The 18,656-nt window shown below is 60.3% G+C and carries 14 protein-coding genes; all 14 read right to left on the bottom strand.

The window, feature by feature from the left end; all coding sequences use genetic code 11:
- Positions 1–116: 116 nt before the first annotated feature.
- On the bottom strand, positions 117–914 hold the full coding sequence (locus tag ACA044_RS02050) for a transporter substrate-binding domain-containing protein (protein WP_007899288.1): 798 nt from the start codon (positions 912–914) through the stop codon (positions 117–119).
- A gap of 841 nt (positions 915–1,755) precedes the next feature.
- Positions 1,756–4,326 (bottom strand): glucans biosynthesis glucosyltransferase MdoH, encoded by a 2,571-nt coding sequence (gene mdoH / locus ACA044_RS02045; protein ID WP_497444945.1) that lies wholly within the window; start codon positions 4,324–4,326, stop codon positions 1,756–1,758.
- Positions 4,319–6,124 (bottom strand): glucan biosynthesis protein G, encoded by a 1,806-nt coding sequence (locus ACA044_RS02040; RefSeq protein ID WP_497444944.1) that lies wholly within the window; start codon positions 6,122–6,124, stop codon positions 4,319–4,321. The genes mdoH and ACA044_RS02040 overlap by 8 nt, the downstream gene beginning before the upstream one ends.
- A 320-nt stretch (positions 6,125–6,444) precedes the next feature.
- Positions 6,445–6,882, bottom strand: coding sequence for a D-aminoacyl-tRNA deacylase (gene dtd / locus ACA044_RS02035; protein WP_497444943.1), 438 nt, complete (start codon positions 6,880–6,882; stop codon positions 6,445–6,447).
- Positions 6,879–7,850 (bottom strand): prolyl aminopeptidase, encoded by a 972-nt coding sequence (pip, locus tag ACA044_RS02030; RefSeq protein WP_497444942.1) that lies wholly within the window; start codon positions 7,848–7,850, stop codon positions 6,879–6,881. Before pip ends, dtd begins: the two co-directional genes overlap by 4 nt.
- 115 nt (positions 7,851–7,965) lie before the next feature.
- Positions 7,966–8,886 (bottom strand): alpha/beta hydrolase, encoded by a 921-nt coding sequence (locus tag ACA044_RS02025; protein ID WP_497444941.1) that lies wholly within the window; start codon positions 8,884–8,886, stop codon positions 7,966–7,968.
- Positions 8,887–9,084: 198 nt separating this feature from the next.
- Positions 9,085–10,032 (bottom strand): choline ABC transporter substrate-binding protein, encoded by a 948-nt coding sequence (locus ACA044_RS02020; protein WP_497444940.1) that lies wholly within the window; start codon positions 10,030–10,032, stop codon positions 9,085–9,087.
- A 311-nt stretch (positions 10,033–10,343) separates the two neighbouring features.
- Positions 10,344–11,147, bottom strand: a complete 804-nt coding sequence (hutG, locus tag ACA044_RS02015) for an N-formylglutamate deformylase (protein ID WP_497444939.1) — start codon at positions 11,145–11,147, stop codon at positions 10,344–10,346.
- A gap of 10 nt (positions 11,148–11,157) precedes the next feature.
- Positions 11,158–12,363: an imidazolonepropionase gene (gene hutI / locus ACA044_RS02010; protein WP_497444938.1), complete on the bottom strand. Its 1,206-nt coding sequence runs from the start codon at positions 12,361–12,363 to the stop codon at positions 11,158–11,160.
- 102 nt (positions 12,364–12,465) lie between these two features.
- A complete protein-coding gene (gene hutH / locus ACA044_RS02005) occupies positions 12,466–13,998 on the bottom strand; it encodes a histidine ammonia-lyase (protein ID WP_497444937.1) in 1,533 nt (510 codons plus the stop codon).
- Between the two features lie 115 nt (positions 13,999–14,113).
- Positions 14,114–15,637 (bottom strand): histidine ammonia-lyase, encoded by a 1,524-nt coding sequence (gene hutH / locus ACA044_RS02000; RefSeq protein WP_497447149.1) that lies wholly within the window; start codon positions 15,635–15,637, stop codon positions 14,114–14,116.
- A 168-nt stretch (positions 15,638–15,805) separates the two neighbouring features.
- Complete coding sequence (locus tag ACA044_RS01995; protein WP_008005095.1) at positions 15,806–16,636, bottom strand: quaternary amine ABC transporter ATP-binding protein; 831 nt, start codon at positions 16,634–16,636, stop codon at positions 15,806–15,808.
- Entirely contained in the window at positions 16,633–17,484 is an 852-nt protein-coding gene (locus ACA044_RS01990) for an ABC transporter permease (protein WP_030129253.1), read from the bottom strand. Before ACA044_RS01990 ends, ACA044_RS01995 begins: the two co-directional genes overlap by 4 nt.
- Positions 17,485–17,554: 70 nt before the next feature.
- On the bottom strand, positions 17,555–18,523 hold the full coding sequence (locus ACA044_RS01985; protein ID WP_497444936.1) for an ABC transporter substrate-binding protein: 969 nt from the start codon (positions 18,521–18,523) through the stop codon (positions 17,555–17,557).
- Positions 18,524–18,656 lie beyond the last annotated feature (133 nt).

Below are 18,656 nucleotides of genomic sequence, written 5' to 3'. Positions count from 1 at the left end.
AGGCCGTCTTCGCGGGCAAGCCTCGCTCCTACAGGATTCACGCTTGCCATGGGAACGACACCTGTAGGAGCGAGGCTTGCCCGCGAATGGAGCGACGTGGTCTGTCTGACCGAGCCTTATTCCATGTCCTTGAGCCAAGCGGTGTCCTTGAACCACTTGTCATGGATGCGATCGTAGGTGCCGTCTTCGTGGATCTGGTGCAGGAAGTTGTTGATGAAGTTGATGCTGTCGTAGTCGCCCTTCTTCAGGCCGAAAGCCAGAGGCTCATAGGTGAACGGCTTGTCGAGGAATACCAGTTTGCCGTTGCCGACCTTGTTCACCGCCACAACGTTGTAAGGCGCGTCGTAGATGAAGGCGTCGGCCTTGCCGTTGACCACATCAAGCACGGCTTCCTGCTCGTTGTCGTAACCGTGGTACTTGGCTTTGGAGATGAGTTTTTTGGCGACCATCTCGCCAGTGGTACCTAGCTTGGAGGTGATGCGGTAGTCGGCGGTGTTCAGGTCTTTATAGGACTTGATGGTGCCTTCCAGCTCCTTGCGGATCAGCAGCGTCTGGCCGACCACAATGAACGGTTCGCTGAAGTTCAGGCGCAGGTTGCGTTCCTGGGTCAGGGTCATGCCGCTGCCGATCATGTCGAACTTGTCGGTGAGCAACGCCGGGATGATGCCGTCGTAGCCGGTGGACACCAGTTCCAGCTTGACGCCCATGGCCTTGGTCATGGCTTTGAGGATGTCGACTTCGAAGCCGATGATCTCGCCACGTTTATTGGTCATTTCGAACGGCATGTAGGTCGGGTCCATGCCGACTTTCAGCGTGCCGCGCTTGACCGCGTCATCGATGGCACCGGCCTGCGCCGCGTTGACTGCAACCAATGCCGTGACGCCGACCAGCAGCATCGAGAGATACTTCTTCATCATCAAGTCCCCAAAACCATCGCATTGTGAGGCACGCAAACAGCGGGTTTCCCTTGGGAAACCGGCAGATACGAACAGAAAGTTGTCCGGGCGCACCAATTCGGGGACGGATGCTAACGCACTCGGCCGTTTGCACAAGGGTTTTACAGAGGATTTTGATCAATCGAGTAGGAGGCGGTTTCACAACCGCCGTCCTCTCACACCGTACATACGGTTCCGTATACGGCGGTTCCTGCCTACTGACAAACAACGTCAGCGAGCTTGGTTCCGTTGATGTGTCGCCTGCGGTATCTAAGCGTCCAGACCGGCCCTCGGAGCTTCCGACTCCTACCTCCTGATGGTCTCGACCCCCGCTATGCGGAGTTTCTGCTTTACGCTCCAACAGAGATCACACCCGACTATCCACTCATGGCAGGTTCAGCCCTTCATTGCTCCGGTTTCGAGCAACTACTACGGCCTCTGCTGACTTCTGTCGCCCATCCCGTCATCTCGCGATGCCGGTAGCACATGGCAGGCTAAACAGATCTCCCAGGGTAATTCGCGCGACCTTCCTGCTTATGCCTGTCGGATCTACGTCACAGCGTTCCGTGCAAGTATTGGGCTTTGAAGATATTGGCCTTCTTACCCCGCTGCGCCGCCTAATCCGCTTCCTGTTCGTCAGGCCAGCATTTTGCTTTCGGCTTCCTTCAGATTCGCAGTCACCCGCGACACCCTTGCCGTTCAGCTAACACTTCCCCTTGCCGGGTGTGTAGAGGACTTTCACCTCCAAGTCACCAGCGTGGCCAACACAGCCAAGCCTGGCGCACGCACAAAAAAAACCCCGCTTTCGCGGGGTTTTTCACTATGCCAACTGAGGCTGCGCGCTCACAGGCTTGAGCGGCAACAGCGGCGCATGGGGATCGGCATCCACCGATGTGCGCCAGGCTTGCAGCCACTCGGCGTGGCCTTCGTTCCAGATCTGATCATGCAAGCGACCCAGTGCCACCGGATCACTCAGCAGGGCCACACGCTCGTTGTTGGTCAGCCCGGCAGGCCCGACCTTCATCGCATGACGAACCCGCTCGATGCGCAGCCACTCGATCGGCTCGGCCTGACCGTGACGGGACGTCGCCAGCGCGCACGCCAAAGCGTTCTGCTGTGGATCGACCACTGCCCGGACGAAGCCGTCGTTCAGCGCATGCCAACGGTTTTCGTGGGTGTACTGGTCGGTTGCCAGCAACGCCTGTGGCGGATTGTATTCCTCAGGAATCAGGAACAGGCTTTCGTCACGGGACTTGAGACCCAGACCCACACGGCTGGAGATCACCGACACAGGAATCGACAGCATCAGCGAACCGACAATCGGCACCAACCACCAGAGGAAGCTCGGGTTCAACCAGATCACCAGCAGGGCCCACAGGAAACCCAGCAAGGTTTGCGGACCATGGCGGCGAACCGCTTCGCTCCACGGCGTGGAGTCATCGTCGCGTTGCGGCGAATTCCAGGTCGCGGCCCAGCCGAGGAACGCGGCGAGTACGAAGCGGGTGTGGAAAATCATCCGCACCGGCGCCAGCAGCATGGAGAACAACATCTCCAGCAGCATCGACAACGTCACCTTGAACTTGCCACCGAACTCTTTCGCGCCCTTGGCCCAGATCAGGATGATGCTCAGCAATTTCGGCAGGAACAGCAGCACGATGGTCGTCGAGAACAACGCAATTGCCTTGTCTGGCTGCCATTGTGGCCACAGTGGATAGAGCTGACGCGGTTCCAGGAAGTATTGCGGTTCCATCAACGTGTTGACCGCCAGCAAGGCCGTCGACAACACCAGGAATAAGAACCACAACGGCGCAGACAGGTAGGACATCACGCCGGTCAGGAACACCGCACGGTGCACCGGGTGCATGCCCTTGACCAGGAACAGCCGGAAGTTCATCAGGTTGCCGTGGCACCAGCGACGGTCACGCTTGAGTTCGTCCAGCAGGTTCGGTGGCAGTTCTTCGTAGCTGCCCGGCAAGTCGTAGGCAATCCACACGCCCCAGCCGGCACGGCGCATCAGCGCAGCTTCGACGAAGTCATGGGACAGAATCGCACCGGCAAACGCGCCTTTACCGGGCAACGGCGCCAGGGCGCAGTGCTCGATGAACGGCTTCATGCGGATAATCGCGTTGTGGCCCCAGTAGTGGGACTCGCCCAACTGCCAGAAGTGCAGGCCGGCGGTGAACAGCGGACCGTACACACGGGTGGCGAACTGCTGCATACGCGCATAAAGAGTGTCCATGCCCGACGCACGCGGCGCGGTCTGGATGATCCCGGCGTCCGGCGTGGCTTCCATCAGGCGCACCAGACTGCTCAGGCATTCGCCGCTCATCACGCTGTCGGCGTCGAGCACGACCATGTACTTGTAGTCACCGCCCCAACGACGGCAGAAGTCGTCGAGGTTGCCGCTTTTACGTTTTACGCGGCGGCGACGGCGGCGATAGAAAATCTTGCCAAAGCCCTTGGCTTCACGGCAGACGTCCAGCCAGGCCTGCTGCTCGGCAACGCAGATGTCGGCGTCGTTACTGTCGCTGAGCACGAAAAAGTCGAAGCGATCCAGGTTACCCGAGGCCGCAACCGATTCGAAGGTCGCCCGCAAACCGGCGAACACCCGCGGCACGTCTTCGTTGCAGATCGGCATCACCAGTGCGGTGCGTGCGTCCTTGGCGATCGGCTCGTTTCCGGCGCTGGCGCCGGAAATGCGGTACTTGTCACGGCCGGTGATCAACTCGAGGAAGCCCATCAGCGCGGTCCAGAAACCCGCCGAGACCCAGCAGAACAGAATCCCGAACATAATCAGAATGCTGGTTTGCAAGGCATATGGCAGCACTTGCGTGGCGGTTTGGGTCAGCGGTTGATGCAGGACTTCTTCAAGATCGACGAACGACCAGCCCTGATACGGCATGATGCCTTTCATGTACCAGCCGGCGACGATCGTCTGACCAAGCATCAGCACCAGAAGAATGTAGCGTCGGATCGAACCGACGGTGCGCCAGCGAGCCGCCGGCAGCACGTTCTCATCTTTCGGCGGTGCTGGCGGATTGGTGCGACCGGTCAGCCGACGCCAGCCACGCACCAGAATGTTGGTGCGCCACGGCTCGGGCACGACTTTGGTCCGACGGATCGGCGGGGTTGCCTTGAGGCAAACCCGACCACTGGCGTCGAGCACCAGCATTTGCGCATCCGCCAGTTCTTCGGCGGTGTTCAGGGTCAGGCGCCGGCCGACCGAGGCTTGAGCAGCCTCGGTCGGCGCGTCGAACGTCGAGGACGACAGACGTTCGTGCAGTTCACTGAAAGACTTGCAGCCCGCGAGTTCCGCGCGCTGCTCATCACTCATCGGCAAATGCGCCAGGTACTCGGCAAGCGTTTGTGGCTGTACGTGTAAATTACTCATCGGCGGGCAACTGATAGCTCCAGGTCTCGGTCAGGACTTGTTCAGTCGGTGCCGATTCCGTTGTGGCTGGGGCCGCTTCGGCAGCGACAGGCTGCTTGGCGTCTTTGTTGTCCTTGTCCTTGGTGTCCTTGACTTGCTGGGCTTGTGCTTCCGCCTGCTTGGCTTCCTTGTCCTTCTTCTCCTGCTGCCGGGCGGCGATCTTGTCAGCCTTGGCGACGGAAGAACTGGACGCTGGTGCCGCGGTCTTGAGCGCCTCGGCAGGCGAGATGTTCTTGACCAGCGCTGCGCGCATTTCGGTGGCCTTGCCCGGATCCTTGATCTTCATCCGCAAAGTCAGGCGCCAGCCCTTGGTTTCAGGGTTGTAACGGACGCTGTTCTCGACCAGTTCTGCGTTGTCGCCAACGCTCACCTGGCTGCGCACTTCGGCATCTTCCGGCAAGACTTGCAGGGACGGGCCTTCGAAATCCACCAAATAGGCCACGCTGCCGTCCGGCTGACGAATCAGGTTCGACTGCTTCACGTCACCTGTGGAACGCAGGGTCTGTTGAACCCAGGCGCTGTCCGGCGAATGCAGGGAGGCTTCGTCGGTGGTCCAGTGCATGCGATAGGCGACGTCCAGAGACTGGCCAGGCTCAGGCAGTTTTTCCGGGCTCCAGAAAGCGACGATATTGTCGTTGGTTTCGTCAGCGGTAGGAATCTCTACCAGATCGACGGAGCCTTTGCCCCAATCGCCTTTCGGTTCGATCCAGGCACTTGGACGCTTGTCGTAGCGGTCGTCGAGGTCTTCGTAGTGGCTGAAGTCACGGCCACGTTGCAGCAAGCCGAAACCGCGCGGGTTCTCGATCGAGAAGTTGCTCACGGCCAGGTGTTTCGGGTTGTTCAGCGGGCGCCAGATCCATTCGCCGTTGCCGGCATGGATCGACAGACCGCTGGAGTCGTGCAGTTCGCGACGGTAGTTCAGCACTTTCGACGGCTGGTTGGCGCCGAACAGGAACATGCTGGTCAGCGGCGCCACGCCGAGCTTGGTCACCTTGTCACGCAGGAACATCTTGGCTTTGACGTCGACGACCGTGTCGCTGCCCGGACGCAGGGTCAGGCGATAGGCACCGGTGGCGCGTGGCGAATCGAGCAGGGCGAAGATCACCAGGTGCTTATCGCCCGGCTTCGGCTGTTGAATCCAGAACTCGGTGAAGCGCGGGAACTCTTCGCCGGACGGCAATGCAGTATCGATGGCCATGCCGCGAGCGGACAGGCCATAAGTGTGCCCTTTGCCGATCACGCGGAAATAACTCGCGCCGAGCATGGTCATGATTTCGTCTTGCTTGTCGGCCTTGTTGATCGGGTACAGCACACGGAAACCGGCATAACCCAGCTGTTCGGTGGCTTTAGGATCGAACTTCACGTCGCCGAAATCGAAACGACTCGGGTCGTATTTGATCTCTTCGACGGTGTTGGCCGTGATTTCGTTGATTTTCACCGGCGTATCGAAGTGCATACCCTGGTGATAGAACGACAGCTTGAATGGGGTTTTCTGGTTCGCCCATTCGGCCTTTTCAGTGAGGAACCGAATTTTTTGATAGTCCGCGAATTTCATCTCGCGAAATTCATTCGGCAGGTTACTGCGCGGGGCTTCGTATTTTTGCCCGGCCAGCTCTTTTGCCTTGACCGATACGTCATCCAGATTGAATGCCCAAAGCTGGCCGGCGCTGAACAGGCAGAGCAGTGCAGAGCCCGCTACCAGAGCGCTTCGAAACCGTTTGGCAGACAATTTTGGTGCATTACAGGGACTAACAATCACGAGCAACCCTCGCCGAAAACAGATCAAAAAACCAACGGCCAGTTAAAGTGCCAGCACGGTGTGCGGTGTAAAAAAACCGACCCTGCGAACCACTCTTGCCAAGTTGGCGAGCATTGTTCCGACTCCTATGGGGCAAAATGATTCCCCAACAGGCCCCGGACAAGTCTCTACCTAAGTCAAACGGACCAACGAACGCTGATCCCCGTAGCGCGCGATTATCTAGTACACCGCGTTACAACGCATCAGGGGGAACCAAGTATTTATCGGGAAAAAGCCCGGTTTTCAGCCGAAATGCATTTAAAAAGATGTTTCAGGCGCTTTCACGTCTGTAACAGGAAGGTTACCGGGCCATCATTGACCAGGTGCACCTGCATATCCGCGCCGAATTTACCTGATGCCACAGTGCCATGCACCTGTTTCGCTTTACCTGATAGATAGTCGAAAAGCTCCTCGCCCAAAGCCGGAGGGGCCGCAGTCGAAAAACTCGGGCGCAATCCGTTTTTGGTATCGGCAGCCAGGGTGAACTGCGAGACCAGCAGCAACCCACCACCTACGTCCGCCAGGGAAAGATTCATCTTGCCCTCGGCATCACTGAATACTCGATAGTTAAGCAGTTTATGCAGAAGTTTGTCGGCGCTGACCCGAGTGTCGTCAGGCTCGACCGCCACCAGCACCAACAACCCCTGATCTATCGCGCCAACCACCTCTCCCGCAACCTCGACTCGCGCACCACGCACGCGTTGCAGCAGGCCCTTCATGCTTCTTCGGGCGACAAGTCGAGCAAGCGACGCGCCATCAGATCAGCGGCGCGTACCAATGCATCGGTGATACCCGGCTCGGACGCCGCATGGCCGGCGTCGCGAATCACCTGCAATTCGCTGTTCGGCCAGGCCTGATGCAGTTCCCAGGCGTTGTCCAGCGGACAGATCACGTCATAACGACCATGGACGATCACCCCGGGCAAATGGGCGATCTTGCCCATGTCGCGGATCAGCTGATTCGGTTCGAGAAAAGCGTTGTTGGTGAAGTAGTGGCATTCGATTCGGGCGATGGACAACGCACGCTGGGGTTCGGAGAAACGGTCGACCACCAGCGGATTCGGACGCAGGGTCGCGGTGCGGCCTTCCCAGGTGGACCAGGCCTTGGCTGCATGCATCTGGGCAATCTGATCGTTGCCGATCAGGCGTTTGTGGAATGCCGAGAGCAAGTCGTTGCGCTCGTCCAGCGGGATCGGCGCGATGTAGTCTTGCCAGTAATCGGGAAACAGACGACTGGCGCCACACTGGTAGAACCACTCGATTTCCTGCGGGCGGCAGAGAAAAATCCCGCGCAGAATCAGACCGTGCACGCGCTCCGGATGGGTTTGCGCATAGGCCAGGGCCAGGGTCGAACCCCAGGAGCCGCCGAACAGCACCCATTTGTCGATGCCCAGGTGCTTGCGAATCCGCTCGAGGTCGGCGACCAGATCCCAGGTGGTGTTGTTCTCAAGGCTGGCGTGGGGTGTGGAGCGACCGCAACCGCGCTGGTCGAAGGTGACGATGCGATACAGGTTCGGATCGAAATACCGGCGGCTCTGGGCATCACACCCGGCGCCGGGGCCGCCGTGGATGAACACCACCGGCAAACCTTCCGGCGAACCGCTTTCGTCGACATACAGCGTGTGGGTTTTATCGACGGCCAGATCGTGCCGGGCGTGGGGTTTGATCTGCGGGTACAAAGTCTGCATTGCGCGCTCCGTAAGGGGTCGAGGTCATCCCTGGGGGGACTACAATTATTCTGCCGTCCGGCATCATAAACCCGAATTACGTCAATGAGCATGCCCCTTGCAGCGTCAGTGTTTGTCAGCCCATCTTCTCAGCCAAATAGCCGAGCATGGATTCATAGAGTCGGTCGACCTCGGCGACCTGCCCCCGCGCCCGCAAACAGCCGTGAACCAGCCCCTCCCCGTAGTAAAGCGTTGTGCCCACGCCGGCGGCGTTGAGTCGTTCGGCGTAAAGCACGCCGTCATCGCGCAGCGGATCGAATTGCGCCACGGCGATCAAGGCCGGCGGCAAGCCACTCAGATCCTCGGCGAGCAACGGCATCGCATAGGCACCTGGCTGTCGGCTGCCGCGCAAGTACAGGGCGTGATAACAATCCAGATCGCTGCTGCTGAGCAAGGGAGCGTCGATGCATTCGCTGCGCGACGGCAATCGGTGCTCACCGCCCAGCCCCGGATAAATCAGGACCTGCGCAGCCGGTAATGGCTCACCCGCATCGCGTAACGCCAGACACAACGCAGCCGCAAGGTTGCCACCGGCGCTGTCCCCGGCCACCAGCATTCGCTTGGGATCGAGCCGCAATGGCCCGGCCCGTAGCGCGCGCCAGACACCCAGGCAGTCATCGAACGCCGCCGGAAACGGATGCTCCGGCGCCAACCGATAATCGACAGCAATCACCAGCACGCCGAGCGTCGATGCCAGTTCGGCGCAGATGAAGTCGTGGGAATCCAGGTCCCCCACCACCCAACCACCGCCGTGCAGATACACGATGCACGGCCAACCGCTGGTCGGTGGCGTGACCGGCGGTCGATAGAAACGCACGGCAACACCCGCCAATTTGAAGTCGACGACCTCAAGCCCGACGGGATGCTCCGGGGTGAATGCCCGGCACATCTCGCTGTAAGCCTGACGCAAACCGGTGAGGCTGCTGTCGGTGCTATTGAAGCTGAGGGTTTTCTCGACGAAAGCCGCCATCTGTTCAGAGAGTGGATAAGGAGCCATGAGCCTGCAGCCAGCCAAATAATGGAATGAGGTCTGTGGCGAGGGGGCTTGCCCCCGTTGGGCTGCGCAGCAGCCCCCGAATTTTCGATACTGGTGTGTCAGGTAAAGCCGGTCGTCCGGTTTCGCGAGCGCTACGCACTCGAACGGGGGCAAGCCCCCTCGCCACAGTTACTCGACCGGCAGCAAGTATTCAGTTCGTCAGTTTTTCAAACTGGCCTGAACAGTTGCCACACCCTCCTTGCCATCAAAACTGCTGACACCTGCCAGCCAGCGTTGAAGATCTTCGGGATGATCACGCAGCCATTGCCTGGCGACATCCTGAGGCGTCTTGCGCTCCAAGATCGGCACCATCAACTGGCTTTCCTGCGTGGCGGTGAAAGCCAGGTTTTCCAACAAACGATTCACGTTCGGGCAGCGTTCGGCATAGTCCGGCGCGGTCACGGTGGAAACGGTCGCCGCGCCTTCGTTCGGCCCGTAGACGTCTTCGCTGCCGGTCAGGTAGGCGATGTTCATGTTGATGTTCATCGGATGTGGGGTCCAGCCGACGAACACCACGAACTCCTTGCGATTGACCGCCCGTTGCACGGCGGCAAGCATGCCGGCCTCACCCGACTCGATCAGCTTGAAGTCCTTCAAGCCAAAGCGATTGGTCTCGATCATGGTTTTGATGGTTGTGTTGGCGCCACTGCCGGGCTCGATGCCGTAAATCTTGCCGCCGAGCTGATCTTTGAATCTGGCGATGTCGGCGAAGGTTTTCAGGCCGGCGGCAGCGACGTAGTCAGGCACGGCGAGCGTTGCCTGGGCGTCGGCCAGGCTCGGTTTGTCCATAACTTTCACTTGATTGGCGGCCAGAAACGGCGCGATGTTTTTGTCCATCGCCGGTTTCCAGTAACCGAGGTAGATGTCCAGACGCTTGTCGCGGATGCCGGCGAAGATGATTTGCTGCACGGCGCTGGTTTGCTTGCTTTCATAGCCAAGGCCGTTGAGCAGCACGTCGGCCATGCCGCTGGTGGCGATGACGTCGGTCCAGTTGACCACGCCCATGCGTACGGTCTTGCAGGAAGCGGGGTCGTTGGCGAAAACGCTGGTGCTCAGAAGAGCAGTGCCGGTGAGGATTAACAGACAACGGTTGATCAGTCGTTTCATCAGGAAGGCTCGCTCGGCAGCAGATTATTATGGGCCCGGTGTCTTCATGCACCGTGCCCAGAACATTACGCAGCGTCGAGACGGCAAAAGCGCCCTGTGGCGACCGAGATTTGCACGGTGGCGACTGTCCTGATGCGTTATCAAGGCGAACACCAATCTGTGGCGAGGGAGCTTGCTCCCGCTGGGTTGCAAAGCAGCCCCCAAACCATTCAACCGAGTTTTATCAGATACGCCCGACCAGCCGGGTTTACGACGGCTTCGCCGCCGAGCGGGAGCAAGCTCCCTCGCCACAAAGGCTCGCTCCCACAGGGTTATGCGCTGTAGCGCTTTTCGCCCCACGCCAGCAGCCCTTGCAGCAATTCCCTGAGCACCACTTGCGTCGGCGTCGCCAGGTCCGGGCGATAACGGAACGGCTCGAACTCTTCCATGTACGTGCACTGCCCTAACTCCAGTTGCACGGCATGGATGTTCTCGGCCGGGTTGCCGTAATGCCGGGTGATGTGCCCGCCCTTGAAGCGACCGTTCAGCACATGGCTGTAATCGCCGTGTTGCGCGCAGATGGCTTCCAGTTGGCTGGCCAATTGTGGATCGCAACTGGCGCCGTTGAAGGTGCCGAGGTTGAAGTCCGGCAGTTTGCCGTCGAACAGGTGCGGGATGATCGAGCGGATCGAGTGCGCATCGAATAGCAGCGCGTAGCCGAATTCGGCTTTCAGCCGCACCAGTTCTTCCTGCAAGGTGCGGTGGTACGGCGTCCAGATGCGCTCCAGATAAGTCGCCCGTTCTGCGGCCGATGGTTCCAGCCCTTCGCGGAACAATGGAATACCGTCGAACAGCGTGGCCGGGTACAGACCAGTGGTGGCGCCGACATATAAAGGTTTGTCGTCGGACGGCCGGTTCAGGTCAATGACAAACCGCGAGTACTCGGCCGCCAATGTACTGGCACCCAACTCGGCGGCGAATTCGTAAAGCCTGGGGATGTGCCAGTCAGTGTCCGGCAGACTTTTCGCGTCGGGAATCAACCCCGCTTCGACCGTCGGGGTCAGGCGCAGGCCGGCGTGGGGCATGCTGATCAGCAGTGGCACGCGGCCTTGTTTGAAGTTCAGAACCTTATCCACAACTGCTCTCCTAAACGCTCGTCTCGACGCCGTGACGCACGACGCGTTTTTCCAGATCGCCGCCCAGCCAGTACGACAGGTCGGCCGGTCGATCAATCTGCCAGGCGACGAAGTCTGCGACTTTGCCGGCTTCCAGCGAACCGTGAGTCTCGCCCATGCCCAGCGCGGTGGCGGCATGAATCGTTGCGCCAGCCAGGGCCTCTTCCGGAGTCATGCGCAAACAGGTGCAGGCCATGTTCAACATCAAGCGCAGTGACAGCGCCGGTGAAGTGCCGGGATTGAGGTCGCTGGCGATGGCGATTTTTACGCCGTGTTTGCGCAGGGCTTCCATCGGCGGCAATTGGGTTTCCCGCAGGAAGTAAAACGCGCCGGGCAGCAATACCGCGACGGTGCCGGACTCGGCCATGGCGATGGCGTCGTCTTCGGTCATGAATTCCAGATGATCGGCAGACAGTGCGTGGTAACGCGCCGCCAGGCTCGAGCCGTGCAGCGACGACAATTGCTCGGCATGCAGCTTCACTGGCAAGCCGAGGTTCTGCGCCGCGACGAAAACCCGTTCGACCTGTTCCGGTGAAAACGCCAGGTATTCGCAGAAAGCGTCCACCGCATCCACCAGCCCTTCGGCCGCCAGGGCCGGAAGCATTTCGCTGCAGATGTGATCGATGTAAGCATCGGCGCGGTCGGCGTATTCCGGCGGCAAGGCATGGGCCGCCAGGCAAGTGCTGCGCACGCTGACCGGCAATTCGGCGCCGAGACGGCGGATCACCCGCAGGATCTTGCGTTCGCTGGCCAGGTCCAGGCCGTAGCCGGACTTCATCTCGACCGTGGTCACGCCATCGCACATCAGGCTCTTCAGGCGCTTGGCGGCGCTGGCGAACAGCTCGTCTTCACTGGCGGCGCGGGTGGCGCGCACGGTGCTGGCGATGCCACCGCCGTTTGCTGCGATTTCCGCGTAGCTGACACCTTGCAGGCGTTGCTCGAATTCGCCGCTGCGGTTGCCGCCGAACACCGTGTGAGTGTGGCAGTCGATCAGGCCTGGCGTAACCCAGGCCCCGTTGAGGTCATTGACGGCCGGGTACTCGCCCGACGGCAGTTCGCCGCGCGGGCCGATCCACTCAATGTGCGCACCGGACGTCACGATGGCCGCATCCTCGATGATCGAGTAGACGCCTTGCGCCATGGTTGCGACGTGGCAGTGTTGCCAGAGGGTTTTCATCCCTTAGTCTCCACGAGTTACTCAAAATCGATTCGCGAGCAAGCCCGCTCCCACAGGTTCAGCGCAATCCTTGTGGGAGCGGGCTTGCTCGCGAAGGGGCCATCACAGGCTCGGCAGCAACTTCGCCGTAACCAGCTCATTCAGGCAACGCGTCGCCAACAACTCACTGGCCGCATTGATGTCCGGCGCAAAGAACCGGTCCTTCTCATAGAACGGCACTTGCGCCCGCAAAATCGCCCGGGCCTTTTCCAGTTTGGCCGAGGTTTTCAGCCCTTCACGCAAATCGAGGCCCTGAGCCGCCGCCAACCATTCCACCGCCAGAACCCCCCGTGTGTTCTCCGCCATTTCCCACAGACGCTTGCCTGCCGCCGGGGCCATGGACACGTGATCTTCCTGGTTGGCCGACGTCGGCAGGCTGTCCACCGAGTGCGGATGGGACAGTGCCTTGTTCTCGCTGGCCAAGGCTGCCGCCGTCACCTGGGCGATCATGAAGCCAGAGTTCACACCGCCATTGGCCACCAGGAATGGCGGCAGTTGCGACATGTGCTTGTCCATCATCAGCGAGATGCGGCGTTCGCTCAGGGAACCGATTTCAGCGATGGCCAGGGCCATGTTGTCGGCGGCCATGGCGACCGGTTCGGCGTGGAAGTTACCGCCGGAGATCACGTCGCCTTCAGCGGCGAACACCAGCGGGTTGTCCGATACAGCGTTGGCTTCGACAGCGAGCACTTCGGCAGCCTGACGGAACTGGGTCAGGCAGGCGCCCATGACTTGCGGCTGGCAGCGCAGGGAATAAGGGTCCTGGACCTTCTCGCAGTTCTGGTGCGAGTCGGACACTTCGCTGCGCTCGCCCAGCAGATCGCGGTAAGCGGCAGCGGCGTCGATCTGGCCTTGCTGGCCGCGTGCGGCGTGGATCCGCGCGTCGAATGGCGAGCGCGAGCCCAGTACCGCTTCAACGGTCAGAGCCCCCAGCGCTACAGCACCGGCGAACAGATCTTCGCCTTCAAACAAGCCACGCAGGGCGTAAGCGGTGGAAACCTGAGTACCGTTGAGCAACGCCAGACCCTCTTTCGCGGCCAAGGTCAGCGGTGTCAGACCGGCAACTTTCAGCGCTTCGGTGGCTGGCAGCCATTCACCTTTGTAGCGTGCCTTGCCCTCACCCAGCAGCACCAGCGACATGTGGGCCAATGGCGCCAAATCGCCGGAGGCACCGACCGAACCTTTCAATGGAATGTGCGGGTAAACCTCGGCGTTGATCAACGCGATCAGCGCGTCGATCACTACGCGGCGAATGCCGGAGAAACCACGGCTCAGGCTGTTGACCTTGAGCACCATGACCAGCCGCACCAAGGCGTCGCTGATCGGCTCGCCGACACCGGCGGCATGGGACAGCACCAGCGAGCGCTGGAGGTTTTCCAGGTCTTCGCTGGCGATGCGGGTCGAGGCCAGCAGGCCGAAACCGGTGTTGATGCCATAAGCGGTGCGGTTCTCGGCGAGGATTTGTTCCACGCAGGCAACACTGGCTTCGATTTGCGCCGCAGCACTTTCATCGAGGGTAATGTTGACCGGTTGCTGATAGACATCACGCAGTTGGGCAAGGCTCAGTTGGCCGGGAATCAGGTTTAGCGCAGTCATTTTGTGCTCCTTTTGAGAGTTTGTTATTAACTCACCAGACGCTCCGGAGATGTCCGTTGTCCGTCGCGTCTCGCCTTCTGGGGAGCCGCGCCTTGGCACGCTGGTGTTGTGGAAATCAATTCAGATTCGGTAAAGCCTTGTGCAGCAAATCCGGGGCTTTCAAAACGCTGGCAGCGGCGGCGATATCGGGCGCCAGCCAACGGTCTTGATCGTAGGCTGGAACCTGCTCGCGCAGCAGGCGCCATGCGGCATCGGTGCCGGCGCCGAAGCGTTGCTCTTTGAGGAATTCAAACGCCTGGGCCGCCAGCAGATACTCGATGGCGAGGATCTGCGTGCAGTTTTCCAGCGCGCGATGCAGCTTCAGCGCCGCGTTGGTGCCCATGCTCAGGTGGTCTTCCTGCAGGCCCGAAGTGACGTAGTTGTCGAGCACCGCCGGTTGCGCCAATTGGCGGTTTTCCGCGCACAGGGAAGCGGCGACGTACTGGACGATCATCATCCCGGAATTCACTCCGGGGTTGGCCACCAGAAACGCCGGCAGGCCGCTGACGTGCGGGTTGATCAAACGGTCCAGACGACGCTCGGCGATCGAGCCGATTTCGGCCATGGCGATGGCCAGCAAGTCAGCGGCCAGGGCGACCGATTGGCCGTGGGGATTGGCCTGGGACACTACCCGGAAGTTGTCCGGCGTACCCAGCAGCATCGGGTTGTCGGTGACAGCGTTGAGTTCGGTTTCGATCTGCTTTTGGGCGTGTTCAAGCTGATCACGAGCAGCGCCGTGCACTTGCGGGATAGAGCGGATGCTCAGCGCATCCTGAGTGCGAATACCCTTGCTGCTGGCGATCACTTCACTGCCCTCGAGCAACGCCCGCAAATTGATGCCGACCTGCTGCATGCCCGAATGAGGCTTGAGGGCGATGATCTCGGCATCGAACGCGGCAATCTGGCCGCGCTGGGCTTCGAAACTCATGGCACCGATCACATCAGCCCACTGCACCAGGCGCGTAGCATCGGCCAGGGCCAGGCAGCTGAGGCCGGTCATGCACGGCGTACCGTTGACCAGGCACAAACCATCTTTGGCGCCGAGTTGAACCGGTTGCAGACCTTCTTCGGCCAAGGCCTGCTGCGCGCAAATGATCTGCCCGCGATAGCTGACATTACCGACGCCCAGCAGCGCGATACCGATGTGGGCCATATGGGTCAGATAACCGACCGACCCCTGGGACGGCACTTGCGGGGTGATGCCGCGGTTGAGCAGCGCCAGCAGAGCTTCGACTACCCGACGGTGAATGCCGGATTTACCGTGGCTATAGTTACGGATCGCCGCACACATGATCGCGCGGGTCTGCTCGTCGGCCAATGGCGCGCCAACGCCACAGGCGTGGCTGAGCAAGGTGTTGCGCGACAATTGGCTGAGCTGTTCGTCCTTGAGCGAGACGTTGCACAAGGCGCCCAGCCCGGTATTGACGCCGTAGGCACGCTCGCCGCTGGTGACGATGCACTGGACGATCGCCTGGGCGTTCTCGATCCGCGCCCAGACCTGGGCCGATAGCTCAAGCTGCGCGCCATGGCGGGCTACGGCAACCACATCCTGCCAGCGCAATGGAGTATCGGCGATAACGATTTTTTCAGCCTGGGACATCATTAACCTCGTGCGTACAACCTGAATATTGATGCAGCTTTACCGGCCTCTTCGCGGGCAAGCCTCGCTCCTACAGCGATTCAGGTTTGCCGTCCAATGTAGGAACGACACAAAACCTGTAGGAGCGAGGCTTGCCCGCGAAGAGGCCCGCCCGATCACCGCAAACCCTTAAACCACCGCAGCCCGCCGCTGTACAAACCGGTCAACATACTCATCCGCCGGCGAATGCAGGATCTCTCTTGGCGTGCCAACCTGAATCAGGCGGCCATCCTTGAGGATCGCAATGCGGTTGCCGATGCGCACGGCCTCGTCGAGGTCGTGGGTGATGAAGACGATGGTCTTGTGCAGGGTCTTTTGCAGTTCCAGCAACTGGTCCTGCATCTCGGCGCGGATCAGCGGGTCGAGAGCACTGAAGGCTTCGTCCATCAGGATGATGTCAGTGTCCGCCGCCAATGCTCGAGCCAGGCCCACACGCTGGCGCATGCCGCCCGAAAGCTGATGCGGGTACTTGTTTTCGTAGCCCTTGAGGCCCACGGTGTTGATCCAGTGCAGCGCGCGCTCGGCGCACATCTGCTTGCTCTCGCCACGCACTTTCAGACCGTAGGCGACGTTATCCAGCACGGTCTTGTGCGGCAGCAGGCCGAAGCTCTGGAACACCATGCTGATCTTGTGCCGGCGAAACTCGCGCAGGGCTTCCATGTCGTATTGCAGGATGTCCACGCCGTCCACCAGGATCGCGCCGCTGGTGGGGTCGATCAGGCGATTGAAGTGGCGCACCAGGGTCGACTTGCCGGAACCCGACAGGCCCATGATCACGAAGATCTCGCCGGTGCCGATGCTCAGCGACAAGTCGTTCACGCCGACCACACAACCGGTCTCTGCCAGCACCTGATCCTTGGTCTTACCCTGGCCAATCATGCCCAGCGCATCCTTGGAACGGTTGCCGAAAATCTTGAAGACGTTTTTGACTTCAATCTTGCTGATGGCTTCGTTGCTCATTTGCTCACCTCATGCCGTGGCCGACCATACGCCTGAGTAATGCGGTCGATGACCACTGCCAGAATCACGATCGCCAGACCGGCCTCAAGACCGCGCCCGACGTTGAGGGTCTGAATCCCCACCAACACATCTTCACCCAAGCCACGGGCACCGATCATCGAGGCGATCACCACCATCGACAGCGCCATCATGGTGGTCTGGTTGATCCCGGCCATGATGCTCGGCAGGGCCAGTGGTAGTTGCACGCCAAACAGTTGCTGCCAGCGGTTGGCACCGAAGGCGTTGATCGCCTCCATCACTTCACCGTCGACTTGGCGAATACCCAGATCGGTCAGGCGGATCAGTGGCGGCGCGGCGTAGATCACCGTGGCGAAAATCGCCGGGACCTTGCCCAGGCCGAACAGCATCAGCACCGGGATCAGGTACACGAAACTCGGCATGGTCTGCATGATGTCCAGCAGCGGCATCAGCACCGAACGCAAGCGATTGCTGCGCGCTGAAAGAATGCCCAGCGGAATGCCGATCAGCACCGAGATGACCGTCGCCACCATCATCAGCGCCAGGGTCTGCATCAGTTTGTCCCAGAGGCCGACCGCCCCCACCAGGAACAGCAAGCCGACGATGACTGAAGTGGTCACGACTTTGCGGGTCGCGTGCCAGGCCACGCCCGCCACGATCGCCAGCATCAGCCACCAGGGCGCCGCCCGCAGCAGCCCTTCGAGATTGACGATGGCCCACAACAGAGTGTCGGAGATGCTGCGAAACACATCGCCGTAGTTGGTGACCAGCGAATCGACCCAACTGTTGACCCAGTCGGCGATGGAAAAGGTAAAGCTTTCGGGAAACATAAGAGACTCTCAATCAAGGGGTTGCGATCAAGCATCCGACTGCCGTTGCCGACAGTCGGAGACACTCAACCTACAAGGCCGCGTCGATCTTCTTGGCTGCGTCTTCGCTCACCCATGCGTGCCAGACTTCAGGATGTTCCTTCAAGAAGATCTTGGCCAGTTTTGGCGATTCGATCCGCTCTTTGGCCATCCGCCCGAGGTTCTGATTCAGCAGGTCGATCGGCAGGTTGACCTTTTCCAGCACGGCCACCAGTTCCGGGGCTTGCTCGTGGAAGGTCTTGGACAGGCCGACCTTGATGGTCACTTGCTTGTTCACGCCTGGTTTCTCATCGAGTTTGACCAGGTCGACCTGGCCCATCAGCGGAGTTGGCGACCAGTAGTAGAACAGGATCGGCTCGCCTCGCTTGTAGCTCGACAGCACTGCCGCATCCAGCGCCGGACCGGTGCCTGGGCGGAAGTTGGTGTAGCTGTTTTCCAGGCCGTAGCTTTTCAGCATTTCGCTGTTATCCAGCTCGCAGGTCCAACCGGCCGGGCAGTTGTAGAAACGGCCCTTGGAAGGCTCTTCGGCGTCCTTGAACACAGCGGAATACTTGCCCAGGTCAGCAATGTTTTTCAGGTCCGGGGCTTTGGGTTCCAGTTTGCGCTTGGCATCGCCTTCGATCACATAACGCGGCACGTACCAGCCTTCGACCGCCCCCACCACCGGAGCACCGACACCGACGACTTTGCCGGCCTTCTCGGCCTTGTTCCAGACTTCGCTGCGGCCGACCCACTCTTCGGCGAACACTTGGATGTCATTGCTGCTCAGGGCGTTTTCCATGGTGATGGAGTTGCCCGGCAGGCTGTCAGTCTTGCAGTCGTAGCCTTTCTCCAACACGACTTGCAGCACGTCGGTCAGCAGCATGGCGCTTTCCCAGTTCAGGCCGGCGAACTTCACCGGTTTGCCCGATTCGCACCAGCCAGCCGCCTGAGTGGCGCCAGCACTGGCCAACAGGCCCATGGAAAGCAATGTGGTCAGCAGGGTCTTGTTCGATTTCATTGTGTGACGCTCCTAATCATGAGTTGGCTTACGGCAGTCAAGAGGCATCCAGCCCTGTCCACGTCCAATCAGGCCTGCGCAACAGCGCGACCAGCCCCGCTTGTTGTTGGGTCTGCTACATCGTCCTGCTCGA

The sequence above is a fragment of the Pseudomonas sp. LBUM1673 genome (assembly GCF_059695645.1).
The sequence above is the reverse complement of the archived record's forward strand: the minus strand, read 5'-3'. Positions and strand labels throughout refer to the sequence as shown.

Bases quoted from the DNA above. Each gene is read 5' to 3' on its own strand.
- ACA044_RS02050 (WP_007899288.1), bottom strand. From the start codon at position 914: ATGAAGAAGTATCTCTCGATGCTGCTGGTCGGCGTCACGGCATTGGTT.
- mdoH (WP_497444945.1), bottom strand. From the start codon at position 4,326: ATGAGTAATTTACACGTACAGCCACAAACGCTTGCCGAGTACCTGGCG.
- dtd (WP_497444943.1), bottom strand. From the start codon at position 6,882: ATGAAGGGCCTGCTGCAACGCGTGCGTGGTGCGCGAGTCGAGGTTGCG.
- pip (WP_497444942.1), bottom strand. From the start codon at position 7,850: ATGCAGACTTTGTACCCGCAGATCAAACCCCACGCCCGGCACGATCTG.
- ACA044_RS02025 (WP_497444941.1), bottom strand. From the start codon at position 8,886: ATGGCTCCTTATCCACTCTCTGAACAGATGGCGGCTTTCGTCGAGAAA.
- ACA044_RS02020 (WP_497444940.1), bottom strand. From the start codon at position 10,032: ATGAAACGACTGATCAACCGTTGTCTGTTAATCCTCACCGGCACTGCT.
- hutI (WP_497444938.1), bottom strand. From the start codon at position 12,363: ATGAAAACCCTCTGGCAACACTGCCACGTCGCAACCATGGCGCAAGGC.
- hutH (WP_497444937.1), bottom strand. From the start codon at position 13,998: ATGACTGCGCTAAACCTGATTCCCGGCCAACTGAGCCTTGCCCAACTG.
- hutH (WP_497447149.1), bottom strand. From the start codon at position 15,637: ATGTCCCAGGCTGAAAAAATCGTTATCGCCGATACTCCATTGCGCTGG.
- ACA044_RS01995 (WP_008005095.1), bottom strand. From the start codon at position 16,636: ATGAGCAACGAAGCCATCAGCAAGATTGAAGTCAAAAACGTCTTCAAG.
- ACA044_RS01990 (WP_030129253.1), bottom strand. From the start codon at position 17,484: ATGTTTCCCGAAAGCTTTACCTTTTCCATCGCCGACTGGGTCAACAGT.
- ACA044_RS01985 (WP_497444936.1), bottom strand. From the start codon at position 18,523: ATGAAATCGAACAAGACCCTGCTGACCACATTGCTTTCCATGGGCCTG.